This is a genomic window from Clostridium perfringens ATCC 13124, assembly GCF_000013285.1.
Lineage (GTDB): Bacteria > Bacillota > Clostridia > Clostridiales > Clostridiaceae > Sarcina > Sarcina perfringens.
Genome location: NC_008261.1, coordinates 585,750 through 601,276, shown reverse-complemented (window position 1 = coordinate 601,276; position 15,527 = coordinate 585,750). Strand labels below are relative to the sequence as shown.

Genomic DNA, 15,527 nt, shown 5'->3' with positions numbered 1-15,527 from the left:
ATACATCAACTAAAATTTATAAACTTAATACAATAGGAGGTAAAAAATGAATACCCTAGAAAATTTAATGGGAGCTACAGAAGAACTTTACACATTATTATTGTGTTTAAATAGAAAAGTATTTAGTCATGATGATATTATTAAAAGATTGTCTATTCCTCCATCACATGCCAAAGTTATATTTCATTTACATTGTGGTGGGGAAGCTTCTGTTTCAGAAATAGCCAAAAATTTATCTATATCAAAATCAAATATGACTCCAATTATAGATAAACTTATTCAAGAAAATTTAGTTGAAAGATTTACAGATCCTAATGATAGAAGAATCATCAGAGTTAGAGTAACGGAAAAAGGGCATGAATTTTGTTTAAAACAAAGAGAAAAAACTAAAAAGCATCTTGAAGAAAAAATATCATCCCTTTCACCAGAGGAATTAGAAAGAATTAAAGATTTAGCCAAAGAACTTAATAGCATTTTTTCTAAAATAGAATAAAGTGGCTGCTAGAGCTATATCAAAATATAAAAATAAAACTTACAAACATATTCAGAGAATTACTAGATTTCTCTTCATACTGTTTGTAAGTTTTATTAAAAGTTGTTTTGATACACTCACTTCATAATTTTTATTATATTAAGCCTAATTCTAATAAGGCCTTATATATTCCTTCATTTGGAACATTTTCTGTTTGCTTATATGCATGTGGTATTAAAGTTTCATGGGCATCTCCCATTGCTATTCCATATTTAACTCTTTGGAACATTTCTATATCATTTTCTCCATCTCCAAAGGCATAAGTATCCTTATCACTTAATCCTAGCTCCTTTATTAAATGTTCTATTCCATGAGCCTTTGTGCACCCTCTTCTATACATATCATAAGATGAATGTCCTGGATGTTGCATAAATACAAATTCATCCTTAAATCTTTCAAATATGTCTTTAAAATCATCCTTATTATTATCAACAATAACAAGCTTATTTGCTGAAAGCTCCTCTTCTGTCCAATCACCAGTAAAACTTTCCTCTGGAAGAGAAAAATTTTCTACCATTTTTTTAGCCACATCATTATTTAAAACATAACTTGTTTTTTGTCCTTCTAAAATAAAGTTAATATTATGTTCAACGCAATAATCCATTATCTCTTTTAATTTCTCTAATTTTATATCATCATTAAGAATGACTTCATTATTTAACTCTATATATGTTCCATTAGATGCTATATACCCATCTAACTCTAATTCCTTTAATCCATCATCAACAAAGCTCATTGGACGTCCTGTTGCAAGAATTGTTAAATATCCATTTTCTTTTAATTTTTTAATTGCCTCTTTAGTTTTATTTGAAGGTTTATATAGCCCTTTGCCGCAATCAATTAATGTACCATCTACATCAAAAAATACTATTCCTTTTAAATTCTCCATAAATGCACCCTCCTCCTTTTAATAATTACTATGATAACATACTTTTTTTCATATTATAAATCTTTTCAACACAATTAAATGAAATATAACCCTGTATAAAAATATAAAAATAAAACTTACAAACATATTCTTAGAATTACTAGATTTTAAGTGAAAGTCCAAATTTTAATTTGGAACCTTGAACTTATAGAGTGGAACTTTAGTTACATTTGAGTCATTTGGATAATTATTACTCCTAAGATATTACTAAAGCTCATCTAGATATTCTCTTCATACTGTTTGTAAGTTTTATAAAGGCCTATTTATTTGTTACCTATAATAAATATTATATATTAATCTCTAAATTAAACTCTTTTATTATATGCTAAAAATCTTTCCTACTAAGTCACTTATTATTACCCATATTGAGAATTCGTTTCCTCCATATGTTTGAATGAAGTTTCCTACAGTTCCACTTACTAAATTTAAGGAAATAGCCGCTAATACCATTAGGATTATTCCTCCTAAAGCACTTGTAATTATAGCTGCTGGCCATCCACCTCTTGCATTGGCAAAAATAGCTCCTGGGGCAACATCAAAATAACATGCAACTACTAGTGGTATAAGAGCAAAGGTTAATACTCCTGATGCTCCTAATAAGAATAAAGTACCTATACTTGTTATAAGTGCTATTATGAATCCAATTAATAAAGCATTTGGTCCATATGGGAATATCATAGGAATATCTAAAGCTGGAATTGAACCCTTCGCTAATTTATCTGCTATACCTTTAAATGATGGTATTATTTCTCCTAAAATCATTCTTACCCCTGTTAAAAGTATTATCATACCTGCTGCAAAAGTTATTCCTTGAATTAAAGAATAAGTAATAAGTGGCTCACTTCCATATATAGCTATTCTACTTTCTTTTCCTATAAATAAACCAACTATTATATAAACTATAAACATAACTATTGCCGCTGTTATATTTGTATCTCTAAAGAAACTTAAAGACTTTGGAAGATTTAAATTTTCTATATTTTTATCTTTTTGTCCAACAAGTTTTCCTATATAAGAACCTAATAAACAATATATTGAGGCAGTATGTCCAATAGTAAAACTATCATTTCCAGTTACATACTTAACATGTTTTCTTAGTATATATGGGAATATTGTTATAACTAAAATATACATAATTAATGTGAATATGAATAACTTTAATCCACTTACATTATTTTCAATACCAACAGCTAAGAAAAGCATTGGATACCAAAATAATATATTTCCTGTTAAGTATATAGTCTTAAATCTTGTATATCTAGCAATAATTATGTTGATTACAAATCCGCAAAGAAGTATTAATCCAACATAGCTTCCATACTGACCTAAAAATACATTAAAATCTCCTAATGTACTATTACTTTGAGTGTTAAATAATCCTGAAAAGGCATTAGCTAAAGGAGTAATTGAAGAAACTACTATATCTACTCCCTTAAGTAGAATTACCATTCCTATTATTCCTTTAAATATGCCTTTTAAAATAGCATCTATTGGTTTTCTTTGAAGTATTAAACCAATTGCTACTACAAGCCCCATAAATAAAGCTGGATTTCTAAAAAAACTTACACAAAAATCTAATATTTCTTTCATTTTTAATAATTCCTTTTTATTTAATCTAATTTAATTTTTCTTAATTTCTTATAGCTTTTAAAATCTTTTCCTTTACTTCTTCTTTATCCATAAAGTTTGATATATAAACAAGTTTTCCACTTACTTGCCCTTCTATCTCTTTTCCAATTTCTTTTGATGTTAAAATTAAATCTGCAGAATTTCCACATGCTGAAGTCATATCAATAGCTTCAACCTCACCATTTATTCCTTCCTCTTCAAGAATTGAATCAACTGTCATTTTTAAAAGTAAACTTGTTCCAACTCCAAATCCACATACAGTCATAATTTTCACCTACATCCCCTCCTCTCCATAATAGTATATAGATAGCTTTAAATTTCAAAAGATCCTTTTAATACTTATCCCTTAGAAGTCAATTCATCTCTTAAAACTTATCTACAAATAAATATTACTTATAAAATATCCTAATTTAAAATATTCTATAAGTTACTTTTTGAAAAGTTTAATAAATTACATAAAAAGCTCCATTATCTCTTCTTTATTTTGAGCATTTTTAATTTTATTAACAGAATCCTCATTTATTAAAACCCTTGCCAAATCTTGTAAAGCATCTAAATGACCTGTATTTTCCTTTGCTCCAATAACAAAAATTATTTCTATTGGATCATTATCCTCATGACCAAATTCAACTGGATTTTCTAAAGTAAGCATGCTAATACAATCTTTAAGAACATAATCACCTGGTCTAGAATGAGCAATAACTACCCCTGGCATAATTGCCATATATGGTCCTAAGTCATTGATTTTCTCTAAAATGTCTTTTACATATTCCTCTGTTATACTTCCATCTTTTAAAAGAGGCTCCGCAGCCAATCTAACTGCCTCTTCTTTGTTAAAAGCTTTAGCCTTGAGAATTATATTATTCTCATTTAATAAATCCCTAATAAAATTCACCAACTTTCCTTACGTTAATTTAACATCATACAAACAAAAACCCCTAATTACTTTATAAATATGTTAAATTTACCTAAGTATATTATCATTCCAAAGCATTTAAAGTCAATTTTAAAGTATATTTAAGTAAAATAACCCTTTTACATACAAAATAAAAAGGTAAATATTTAACCATCTTAAATTTAATATCCCTATAAAATTAAATTTTACTTAAATAAAAAAATATCACATTTATATACCAACTATTCTTTATTAACTAGAATAATTAATATACTATAAATGTGATATTTATAATTCACTTAATAAAAGATATTTTACTTTCTTAAATTCCCCTCTAAACTTAATCTTTTCTAAAATATAAATTATATTAATTTAAAGCTGCTATATTAGCTTCTATTAAAGATTTTATGTTAGAAAAATATAAGCTATATCCTACATTATTTGGATATATTCCACCCTTAGTTGTTAATTTAGCATAAGGGGCTGGGTCCTTTGTAAATACTGTAGCCATATCTAAAACCTTTATATCATTATCTTTTCCAATGTCTTCAATTAAATTTGTGTATTCATTTTTCTTTCTAAGAGAATTCTCTATTATAGGAACTATAGAGATATTTTTATTTCTTTCCTTTAAATTCTTAATTATTTTTTCATAATCTTCTTTGAATTCATTAGGTTTAATTTCCTTTTGATCATTTTCACCAAATATTATGTAAGCTAAATCAAAATTATCTTTATTTTTCTCTAGTTCCTCTAAACCTACTTTAACTGTAGCTTTATCTTGTGATAAATTTGTTATATTAGCCTTTGATTTATATGTTTCTTCTAACCATTTAGAAAGACTACTTGTCCAATTACCACTTTCATCTGTTTTTCCTTCACTAATTCCTACACCATTACCTAAAACTAAAATATTGACTTCTTCACCTTTTTTAATTTTTTCATAAGGATTTGATGTGGTCGCTTGCTTTTTATTATCTTCAGAGTTATTACTTGAATCTGAGCTATAAATTTCCATATTTTTAGCTAAAGTCTTCTTATCCCTTATGGTTCCAACAGCTATAACTAATGCTAAAGCTATTATTAAAATTATTATTGAAATATCTAGAACCTTAGATTTACTTCTACTAGAAGAATTTCTTTTAGGATTTTTAACTCTTCTTCCATTCTTCATATTTTTCCTCCATATTTTTATTTGTGAGATAAATTGTTATATACTATATATTTTACATAAAAATTGGTCTTTTTTACAGTATAAATTGCAATTTATATTTATAATTTATGAACTTTAGCCAAAAATTTCTAAAATAATCTTATAAATATTCTTGCTTATTTTATCTAAAATACAAACTTAACATTTCATATATAAACTTACTTCAAAAGTATTCTTTGAATCTTTAATTTCAATATCTCCATGATTTTTATGCACTGCTTCTTTTACATTTTCTAAGCCTATTCCGTGATTTTTCTTATCCTTTTTACTAGTTAAAAATTTGTTGTTTCTCTTTTCAACTTTATTATTCTTTGAATTAATTACCTTAATATAAATTTGATTTAGATAAATTCTAGCACTAACCTGAATAACCTTTTGAATCTCTTTATCATTTATTTTTTCACAAGCTTCTATAGCATTATCAATTAAATTTCCTAGGACAATGCATAAATCTAAGTCATCAATCTTTAGCTTCTTGTTTATAATAGTATCAAATCTTATATTAATTCCTTCTTTTTTACACCTCTCACATTTATCAAGACATATAGCATTTATAACCTTATTGCTACATATATTATTATCCTTATTTGTAACAATCCTCTCACTTAAGGATTGTATATAATCATCCATATTCTTATAATCTTTGTTTTCTAAAAAATACTTAATAACACTCATATGATTATTCATATCATGAAGAGCTTTTCTCGCCTCACCATAGTTATTAATTACCTTCTCATAATAATTTTTTTGATAATCTAATTGTTTCTCCAAAATATTTATTTGAGAATTAGCCTTATATTCCTTAAACCTCTTGTATGTAATAAAGTGTATTATTGCTAAATTAACAGCTATACTAATTGTACTTATATTAACTCTATATACTAAACCTGCATTTAATGCAATATTATCAAAAACTTTTTCAGATAATAAAACAGCTATTCCAATTGCAAATACCAGTTTAGTTTGTTTTTTTATTGTTAAGTCATTTACATTTATAATGCACTCTTTAAAGAAGTTTACTATAAATACAACTACTGTAATCATTAATATTAAAAGTATTATGAAGCAAAGAAACATAATATTATTCATGATTTTCAACACTTCTAAATCAAAAATCATAACTGAATATATAAACATTAGTATGTATTTTCCCAATGAAAGATTTAATAAATATATGGAAGACATTAATATAGAAGTTGTATTTTTTTTATATAAATATACATAGTATATATATATAATTAAAGCTTCAAAAAAACAGGAAAGCTCATTAATATAAAAAATATAATTAATAAGTAAAAGAAAAAAATTTAAAATAATTGTAGTGAACACTCTCTTTTTCAGATCAATTTTCTTGTCTAAATAAAAAAAGCTAGAAATACCAATAAAAGAAATATATATTATATAAAATAATTCTATAACATTCCGTACGTACATAAAATTACATATCGCCTATTCTATTCATTAAGAATGTTTTTAACTCTTTTTTATAAACTCTTCCAACAGGTATTTCAACGCTATTTTTTAATATAATTTTATTTTGCAAAATAGAATCTATATGTGAAATATTAACTAAATAACTCCTATGGCATCTTAAAAAATTTCTACCTTTAAGTTCTTCTTCTAATGTTGCTATTTTCATATTGAAATCTATACTCTCTTTTTCTAAATTGGCAGTAATTGTCTTGTTATTAACCTCAAAAAATAATACCTCTGATAGGTCTATAAAATTAGTTTTTCCATTTATATTTATTGCATATCTAGATGGGCTAGTAAAATTTAAACTCTTTATAGCTCTTAAAAATTCTTTTTCTAATTTTTCAAAAGAAACAGGTTTCATTAAATAATTTAATGCTCCCACATCATACCCTTGAAAAACATACTCCTCACTTCCAGTTATCAAAATAGCTTGTATGAACGCATCTAATTCTCCAATTTTTCTTAACAATTCTATTCCATTCATTTCATCCATGAGTATATCGCAAAAAACTATACTATATTTTTTTGTATTTCTTTTATATACATTTAACAAATCTACTCCTGAGCAAAATTCATCAATGATGACATCCATATTATTTTTATTGCATATTTTATATAACATATCCTTTAATATATTGCGCTGGACTTTTTCATCATCGCATATTGCTATATTTAACATAATTTTACCTCCATAACATTATATTACATATAAATTATAATAATTATTCAAAATTTATTCAATTATTTCACAAAAAATATATATTTTCAAATTATTATTTAAATTAATATTGGTAAAATCACATTGATTTTTTAAATTTCTTTAAAATCATCAATGAAATTTAAATTTCTCACTATATTAATTTTTAATTATTATTCTAAAATCATATTTTAAACAAGAAAAAATTCTATTTTAATTTAAATAATTAAAATAGAATTTTAAATTATTAATAGTATTTAACTTACCCTTCAAAAACTCCAAATGAGTTTTCTATTTTATCCTCATCATAAAAACCATTATTATTTTTCATTTTATTTTTTATCACTATATTTATGTCATTATTATCTTTGTCTAACGTAAATTTATAATTATTTTTTTCAAGTTTAATACCATTTACCTCTATAGTACTTAAATCAGAATTTAAACTATCTAACTCTTCAATCTTATATTCTCCGGCTACTAAATAATTTATAGATAAATCTTTATTATTAGATATATCTGTTTTCATATCTTTTATATAAAATTTCATAACTGAAGACTCTCCATTTGGAAATACCTTCAAATAATATTTACCCTTTTCGCCACCATTAAGACATATAGTGAACGTTTCATTATTATATTTATCTTTTAAATCACTATTACCATCAAATTCTTTACTTACACTAATAGTTCCTTTTTGATAAGGAATAGTTACTTTAGGTATATTAAATTCTTCATTTTTTCTAGTTTTTTTAGAATCTAAAGGATCATAAAAACTTATAGCTGCTTTTGTATTTGTAGGAATATTTTCACCACCATAATACTTATCTTTTAATCTTATTTTAAACTTTACCTCCATACCACTATAATTCACTGTACCTAAATTCCATGTTAACTTTTCTTCTGAATTTTCGCTTGTAACTTTAGGTTGTCTAATATTTAACTCTTTTTTAAACTTAGAATCATTATCATCATTTAAATTAGTAGCTATAGATGTTTTCCCTTGTCCATAAGCATTCTCTACTATTTCAAAATTATTAGGAACTATATCAGTAAGAACTGCATCATCCATAATTCTATTTTCATTAATGATATTCATTGCTATGTCATTATAAACCGAATCTAACCTATTACTATCATCTGTGATAAAATATGATCCAGAATTATTTATGCTTTTTATAAAATCTTTAGCTATTTTTTTTTCAGAATCGAATCTTCTTCCAGTAAATAATCCAATAGAATAAAAATTAACTTTATTTTTATCCAAAAATCCTTTTTCATAAAAGTATTCCTTGGTATGAGGAATTATGTACTTCTCTATATAATCAAGGCTTGGATATTCTCTAGTTTCTATGTTCAAAAGTTGAATTGGCAAACCATCTGTAAAAAAAACAACATATTTTTTATTATTTGAATTTCTATCATCTAATTTTTTTTTAACAAGCTCTAAAGCAGCTTCAATATCTGTTCTTCCATAAGCTGTAATTTTATCAATTTTACTTTTTACAGTTGAATACTCACTAGTGTAATCACATAAAACTTTAGCATCATCAATGGATCCTTTAATAAAGTATTTTTCATAACAATTAAATCCATTAAAATCACAATATCTCCCTATATAAGTTTTATTTTCTCCTGAAAATTCTATTAATGATATATTCGCTCTATCTCCAAATGAACTTTCAATATCATCTAAAAAATTTTTCATAGCTCTTTTTAAAGTTGGCATTTCATATTCCATACTTCCGGATTTATCAGCTACCATAATAATATCTACAGGATTTACTATTGATCTCTTATTTCCTTTAAGTTTTAATGATATTTCATACTCCTCATTTCCTAAATCTGTAGCTGTTTTAAGTAAATCAACTTTACTTTTAGTCTGCACCCAATTTGAATCTCTCTCTGACTTATTTACATTTACTGCCTTAGTTACTTTATAAGGGAAATTTAAACTTAAAAACATTGCAACTAAAATCAATATTATCTTCTTACTTATCTTCATATTAATTCACCTTACTTTTTTAATTACAAATTGATTCCAAATAATTTTTAACATCATTATTTATCTCATTCCATTTTGATGAAATTTCTGATTTCTTTGGTGCAATTGCTTCTACATTTACATCTACCACTAATCTTTTTCCCTTATATCTCCCTCTTTCATATTCACTTAAACCATTTAATTTTAAACTTACTGAACTTAATATTTCTGAACTATAGTTACTTTTATTATTAGTAGTTAATGAATCCTCATATCTACTTGCTGCATCAAATTTATTATTTTTTTCTGCATCAATATCATCTTTGCTTCCATTAGGCAAAACACTTGAATAATAATAATACCCGTCTTTTCCATCTATCCAAAGATTACCTTCATTCTTATCTTTATTACTTGAGTCTACTATATTTTTTAAATTTAAAGTAACTAAATTAGTATCTCCAGGCCAAGGATTTCCATCTTCATCAATCCATCTAGGGGTTATACTAACTCTGACAAGCTCACCATTATCTCCAGTATTCTTCACTTTTACATTTTTACTAATTTCATTTCCATTCCAAGTTTCATTTTGTTTAAACCTCTCAGCAATCTTAACACTAATACTTCCAGTTCCAAAGTTGTTTACAACATTATCTGAAGAAGTAAAATATTTAGCAAATACTGTAATAGAAAATATACTGGTAATAATAATAAATCCTATTAAAACCTTAAAAAATCTATTTTTCTTCACATCAATTACCTCATCTATAAATACTAATTTTTTTCTTTTCTCTTACTATTTACTATTGCTAGTAGTAAAAAAGAAATTATTATTAATACTAAATATATTCCAACACCAGTATCACCAGTATTTGGAACAATTGTTTTTTTATCTATCTTATCCTTAATATTAATTACATCATTTTCTTTACAGTTCTCTATATATAGTGAACTATCTTCTTTTCCATAACTATCCTTGACAGCAGTAAAAATCCAATCAACTTGCGCTTTCTTATTTTTGTATTCATTTCCTGCTTCTTTTCCAGGAAACTCTGCAAAAGCCTCAAGTTTTTTAGACTCACCTGGCTTTACTTCTCCTAAATAAATGTTATTTTCTAATCCATTCTGCCCACTAACAAATCCATCATATATACAATTCCCATCATATATTACCTTAAGTTCTATCTTCTCTAATAAATCATAACTTTCCTTTTTATTGATTCTTTCAGCTCTCATAAATATTTTATAAGAATCCTTATGCTTGTTATTTAATAAAATATTTCTTTCAAGCTTATCTCCTGGAAGAATATTATCTGACCATAAAAAGGGCTCATCCCCCTGAATGAATACTATACCATCAGCATTTCCTTCTAATTCAACATTAGGGGTTGCAAATGTACTTGCAACCCCTGGCTTACATATTATTAAAAGAAATACCATAGTAAATAAAAAGGATTTTATTAGATTCTTCATCCTTTTCACTCCTTGCATCATGGTTATAACTTAATTTAAAATATTACTTATTTATGTGCATTAGTGCCTGCACCTAAATCTTTTATAACTTGTGGTGCATCTTTCCAAGAATCATTTACTGCACCATTAGCAGCTTGTACACCTTCTGAATCAACAACTACATCAAATTTTAATCCTTTAAATTCATTTGTAGTATCTTTTGATAATGTAACACTTTCTAATAAGTTTGCAGTTTGTCCATCTGGATTAACTATTCCATTATAGTAATAATATCCATCAGAACCTTCTATCCATTTTCCTTCTTCAGGCTTATTAGAATCAGTTAAGTTATTTTCAAAGTTTAAATTTATATTCTTTGTATCTAAATCAGGCTTTTCCTCTCCCTTAGCATCTTTCCATACTTTTTTTATCTTAACTCTAATTAATTGATCATATGTAGCTTTATTAATTACATTAACTTGTTTTGTTACCTTATCTCCTGGTAATGTATTATCAGCATCTTCCTTATTGAAAATTTCATGTATTTTTATTCCTGAATTTGGATTGCTAGGATTATCTGTACTTGCTGTTGAAAATGGGTTTGTTACAGAATCACTTGATGTAAACCAAGCTAAAGATCCTCCTATACTTCCTACTGCTAAAACACCGGCTATACATAAGCCTATTATTTTCTTCTTACTCAATTTAAATTACCTCCCAGTTTATAAATTATTTATATTATTCTTATAATTTAAATCTAACTTTTCTTTCTTGCTCCTAAAGATTTATTGAATATAAAATCAATTAAGATAATAACTACAAGTAAACCTATAAATATTAACTTGTTTTTTTGTAAGCTAATCAAAAAGCTACCTAAATGTGGCACTTGAAAAATAACCTTCCCAACAAGTAATTTTTCATCTAAAGGTACAGGATCTTGAGTATTATTTGCATCACCTTTTGTTATAAATTCAGTTTTTCCATCACTATTAACTATGTCTATAGCTCTATGAGTTGTAACATTATTAGTTATGTCACTTTTAAAAGTTATAACATCATTTTTCTTCACCTCATTTGGTAATGTTTCCTTTACAACTACCAAATTTCCTGGCTTTATAGTAGGACTCATACTTCCAGTTAAAATATCATAAACTCTATATCCTCCTATACTAATTCCAGAATCACTTTTCTTAGCAAAAAAGCCTAGAAGTAAAAATGCTATAAGTATAGTTAAAAAACTATAAAATAAAATATTATAAAAAATTTTTATACCTTTTTTCATAATTATTCCTTTTCTTCCTTTTCAACTTTACAGATATGTAAAATATTGTTTGCAGATTATTTATAACATCTTAAGTAAATCATCTCAATACATATAGCGTGAATTGCATGTTTTATTACGTAAATGTAAATTTTTAAATATAAAAATCTATTGTTGTATTAACTAATAAATTGGTGTAATATTGAAATTATCGTAGTTTTATTGGGAAAATTTAATTCGTTGTTTAGAGGTGAGTATTATGAAAAATTCATTAAGAATTAAAAAAATAATAAGTTTAATTCTATTAATTATAATTTTCTTTTGTGCAATGAAAATATATCAAAAACGTTTAGGATATTACACTGATTCAAGAGATTATGATAACTTAAGAAGTCTTTCTCCTCTATCTGATTCTTCTGTTAATAAAAGTCCAGAGGAACATAAGCAGGATGCAGAAAGTGAAAAGAACTTAAAAAATATTAATCCAGACTATAGATTTTGGATAAAAGTTGAAGGAACTAATATAGATTTTCCAGTGGTTCAAGGAAAAGATAATGATTTCTACTTGCATCATAACTTTAACAAAGAAAAAAGCTTCTCAGGTTCAATTTTTGTTGACTCAGAAAATAATTTAAATGATGATTCTAATATAGTTGTTTATGGTCATAACATGAGAAATGATACTATGTTTGCTCAAATTAAACATTTTAAAAATGAAAATTTCTTCAATGCAAATAAATATGTAACTCTTTATAGAGAAGGAAAAAAATCAACATTCGAAATTTTTTCAGTTTACCAAGAAAATGCTAAGGACTTAGAATCTGAAATAAAAACAAAATTTTCAAACAAAGAAGATTATGAAAAATATTTAAAAGAACAAGAAGCAAAATCACTATTTAAAAGAGAGGGCATAGATTTAAATTCTAATGATAGAATCTTAACTCTAATAACCTGTGGATATGATTTTGTTAATGCTAGAATAGTAGTGGTAGCAAAAGAAATTGATTAAAGGCCTATTAAGGTGATATATCAGAATATAATAAAACTTACAAACATATAAAGGGAATTACTAGATCTAGATATTCTCTTCATACTGTTTGTAAGTTTTATAAAAAGTTATTTTGATACACGCCACTTATTAGTTATTTTAAAGTTTTTCTCTTTAATCTCCAAAGTTTTGAAACATAATCTCCATAAAGTTCTGGAATATTTAAACCTATATACATAAGCTCATCTCCACTAAGGATTGTGTCTTCTCCTATTATTTCATACTCTGAATCCTTATCTAAGGCTGTAAGTTTTAAATTGCTAAAGCTTTCATTTACTAAAGCCCACTGTCTAACATAGCTTACAACAACCTCATTCTTATCTTCTGAAATCATCATCCATGCAACTTCATTACTATTAAATGGACTCTTTAATCTATACAAAGCTCCAAATTGCACAGTTTCTCTAATTTCTTTATATAAACTTATTTGTTCCTTTAATTCTTCCTTTTCTTCCTCACTTAACTTAGTTATATCAAGCTCATATCCAAAATTACCTGCCATAGCAGATACCCCTCTAGTTTCAAGTGGAGTTGTTCTATTAGCTTGATGATTAGGAATTGCTGAAACATGGCATCCCATGGAAATTGGAGGATAAATCATAGAGGTTCCAAACTGTATTTTTAATCTTTCTATGGCATCTGTATCATCGCTTGTCCAAGTTTGAGGCATATAATAAAGTATTCCTGGGTCAAATCTTCCACCACCACCTGAGCAGCTTTCAAATAATACATTAGGGAATCTACTTGTTATTTCCTCCATAACCCTATATAATCCCAAAATATATCTATGAGCTGTTTCTCTTTGTCTCTCTGAAGTTAATCCTAAAGAACCCACCTCTGTCATATTTCTATTCATATCCCACTTAACATAAGATATATTAGAACTTTCAAGAATTTTGCTAACAGATTCTATTATATAATCACATACTTCTTTCATTGATAGGTCTAATATTAACTGACTTCTTGCCTGTGATCTAGTTCTTCCTGGAATATGAATACACCAATTTGGATGTTTTTCATAAAGTTTACTAATAGGTGAAATCATCTCAGGCTCAAACCATAATCCAAACTCTAACCCCATATTATTTATATCTTTAGCAAGTTTACTAAGTCCACCCTTTAATTTTTCCTCATTAACAAACCAATCTCCTAAGGAACTTTTATCATCATTTCTATTTCCAAACCATCCATCATCAAGAACAAAAAGTTCCATTCCTAGCTTTGAAGCTTCCTTAGCTATTTCCTTTATCTTAACCTCATTAAAGTCAAAATATGTGGCTTCCCAGTTATTTATAAGCACAGGTCTTACCTTATCTCTATAATTTCCTCTACACAATCTCTTTCTATAAAGATTATGATAAATTTGAGACATGCCATTTAGTCCCTTTGAGGAATAAACTAAAACTACCTCTGGTGCTTGAAACTCTTCTTTTGACTCAAGTAACCATTTAAAATCGAAAGGATTTATTCCTATTTGAGCTCTTGCATTTCTATACATATCAACTTCCACATTTGCTAAGAAGTTTCCACTATAAACTAAGTTAAAGCCATAAACATCTCCATATTCTTCATTGGCATCCTTACTACATAGAGCCATGAAAGGATTTTGAGCATGGCTACTTGCCCCTCTTCTACTTTCAATAGCTTGGCTTCCACTTCTTAAAGGATTTCTAAGAATATGTCTCTCTCTTCCCCAAGATCCTGAAAGCTGAATAAAATCAAATTCATCAGTTGTAAAGTCTACATTGGCACTTAAAACTCTCTCTATATTTATCTTTTCATCACTATTATTCACTATCTTTAAACTTCTTGTAATAGAATCAAAGTTTTCAAAAACATTATATGTTAAGATAACCTCTAAGTTTTTTAAAGAATCAACTAAAGTTATTTCTAGGGAAGTAGCCTCTTCCTCACTTTCAACATACACAGCTGGTAAACCTGAAAGTCTTTGCTTTCCTTCGTAAATTCTATGTGACTTATATCTTAAATCAGTAGCTGATGTACCATCTTCATATTGAAACTCTAAGCTTGGACTTCTTAAATCAGTAGCTCCAAAGGTTGGACACTCTTGAGGTATTAACTCTAACTGAAATCCACTTATATTATCAGTATCAGCTGCAAAGCTTCCAAAACCTCTTCTTCTAACAAAATACTCTAAGTTATCAGCTTTTAACTTTCTTCCCCAATACAAATGACTTAAATGTCCTGTCTCCATAACCTTCAAAACATAACTTGTATTCTTTGTCCTTAGATGAAAAGTTTTAAAATTCTCATTATAATTTATACTCATAATTCTCATAAAGTTATCTATTAACTCTTTCCCCCTATATTAATACTAATATTTTGTATGAACTCTTCTAAATTGATTTTAACTTTTAAAGAAAATTTAACCTTTTAAGAAAACCTTAACAATAG

15 protein-coding genes are annotated in these 15,527 nt (G+C 26.5%); 2 read left to right on the top strand and 13 right to left on the bottom strand.

Annotated elements, in window-relative coordinates; translation table 11 throughout:
- Positions 1 to 46 precede the first annotated feature (46 nt).
- A complete protein-coding gene (locus CPF_RS02530; protein ID WP_003478780.1) occupies positions 47 to 493 on the top strand; it encodes a MarR family winged helix-turn-helix transcriptional regulator in 447 nt (148 codons plus the stop codon).
- Between the two features lie 133 nt (positions 494 to 626).
- Here CPF_RS02530 and CPF_RS02525 read toward each other — a convergent pair whose 3' ends face one another.
- The 12 genes from CPF_RS02525 to CPF_RS02470 all read right to left on the bottom strand — a co-directional run bounded on the left by CPF_RS02525 (position 627) and on the right by CPF_RS02470 (position 12,085).
- A complete protein-coding gene (locus CPF_RS02525) occupies positions 627 to 1,421 on the bottom strand; it encodes a Cof-type HAD-IIB family hydrolase (RefSeq protein ID WP_011590233.1) in 795 nt (264 codons plus the stop codon).
- A gap of 357 nt (positions 1,422 to 1,778) precedes the next feature.
- A complete protein-coding gene (locus tag CPF_RS02520; protein WP_003455659.1) occupies positions 1,779 to 3,050 on the bottom strand; it encodes a PTS ascorbate transporter subunit IIC in 1,272 nt (423 codons plus the stop codon).
- Between the two features lie 40 nt (positions 3,051 to 3,090).
- Positions 3,091 to 3,363 carry a PTS sugar transporter subunit IIB gene (locus CPF_RS02515; RefSeq protein WP_003455220.1) on the bottom strand — a complete coding sequence of 91 codons (273 nt, stop codon included), beginning with the start codon at positions 3,361 to 3,363 and terminating at the stop codon, positions 3,091 to 3,093.
- Between the two features lie 177 nt (positions 3,364 to 3,540).
- Positions 3,541 to 3,984, bottom strand: coding sequence for a PTS sugar transporter subunit IIA (locus CPF_RS02510; RefSeq protein WP_003449981.1), 444 nt, complete (start codon positions 3,982 to 3,984; stop codon positions 3,541 to 3,543).
- Between the two features lie 367 nt (positions 3,985 to 4,351).
- Positions 4,352 to 5,158 (bottom strand): SGNH/GDSL hydrolase family protein, encoded by an 807-nt coding sequence (locus tag CPF_RS02505; protein WP_011590232.1) that lies wholly within the window; start codon positions 5,156 to 5,158, stop codon positions 4,352 to 4,354.
- Positions 5,159 to 5,335: 177 nt separating this feature from the next.
- Positions 5,336 to 6,334: a sensor histidine kinase gene (locus tag CPF_RS02500; protein ID WP_233419462.1), complete on the bottom strand. Its 999-nt coding sequence runs from the start codon at positions 6,332 to 6,334 to the stop codon at positions 5,336 to 5,338.
- Between the two features lie 301 nt (positions 6,335 to 6,635).
- Complete coding sequence (locus CPF_RS02495; protein ID WP_011590230.1) at positions 6,636 to 7,352, bottom strand: LytR/AlgR family response regulator transcription factor; 717 nt, start codon at positions 7,350 to 7,352, stop codon at positions 6,636 to 6,638.
- 280 nt (positions 7,353 to 7,632) lie between these two features.
- The gene (locus tag CPF_RS02490; protein WP_011590229.1) at positions 7,633 to 9,375 is read right to left on the bottom strand and encodes a vWA domain-containing protein; all 1,743 of its coding nucleotides are present in this window, start codon (positions 9,373 to 9,375) and stop codon (positions 7,633 to 7,635) included.
- A 19-nt stretch (positions 9,376 to 9,394) separates the two neighbouring features.
- Positions 9,395 to 10,102, bottom strand: coding sequence for a hypothetical protein (locus CPF_RS02485; RefSeq protein WP_011590228.1), 708 nt, complete (start codon positions 10,100 to 10,102; stop codon positions 9,395 to 9,397).
- Positions 10,103 to 10,125: 23 nt separating this feature from the next.
- A complete protein-coding gene (locus tag CPF_RS02480) occupies positions 10,126 to 10,824 on the bottom strand; it encodes an LPXTG cell wall anchor domain-containing protein (protein WP_011590227.1) in 699 nt (232 codons plus the stop codon).
- 47 nt (positions 10,825 to 10,871) lie between these two features.
- A complete protein-coding gene (gene bsaA / locus CPF_RS02475) occupies positions 10,872 to 11,507 on the bottom strand; it encodes a SipW-dependent biofilm matrix protein BsaA (protein WP_011590226.1) in 636 nt (211 codons plus the stop codon).
- 53 nt (positions 11,508 to 11,560) lie between these two features.
- Positions 11,561 to 12,085: a signal peptidase I gene (locus CPF_RS02470; protein ID WP_011590225.1), complete on the bottom strand. Its 525-nt coding sequence runs from the start codon at positions 12,083 to 12,085 to the stop codon at positions 11,561 to 11,563.
- A 238-nt stretch (positions 12,086 to 12,323) separates the two neighbouring features.
- Between CPF_RS02470 and srtB the strand changes: the two genes are divergently transcribed.
- Positions 12,324 to 13,073: a class B sortase gene (gene srtB / locus CPF_RS02465; protein ID WP_003455633.1), complete on the top strand. Its 750-nt coding sequence runs from the start codon at positions 12,324 to 12,326 to the stop codon at positions 13,071 to 13,073.
- 133 nt (positions 13,074 to 13,206) lie between these two features.
- Here srtB and CPF_RS02460 read toward each other — a convergent pair whose 3' ends face one another.
- Positions 13,207 to 15,411: an alpha-galactosidase gene (locus CPF_RS02460; RefSeq protein ID WP_011590224.1), complete on the bottom strand. Its 2,205-nt coding sequence runs from the start codon at positions 15,409 to 15,411 to the stop codon at positions 13,207 to 13,209.
- Positions 15,412 to 15,527: the final 116 nt, after the last annotated feature.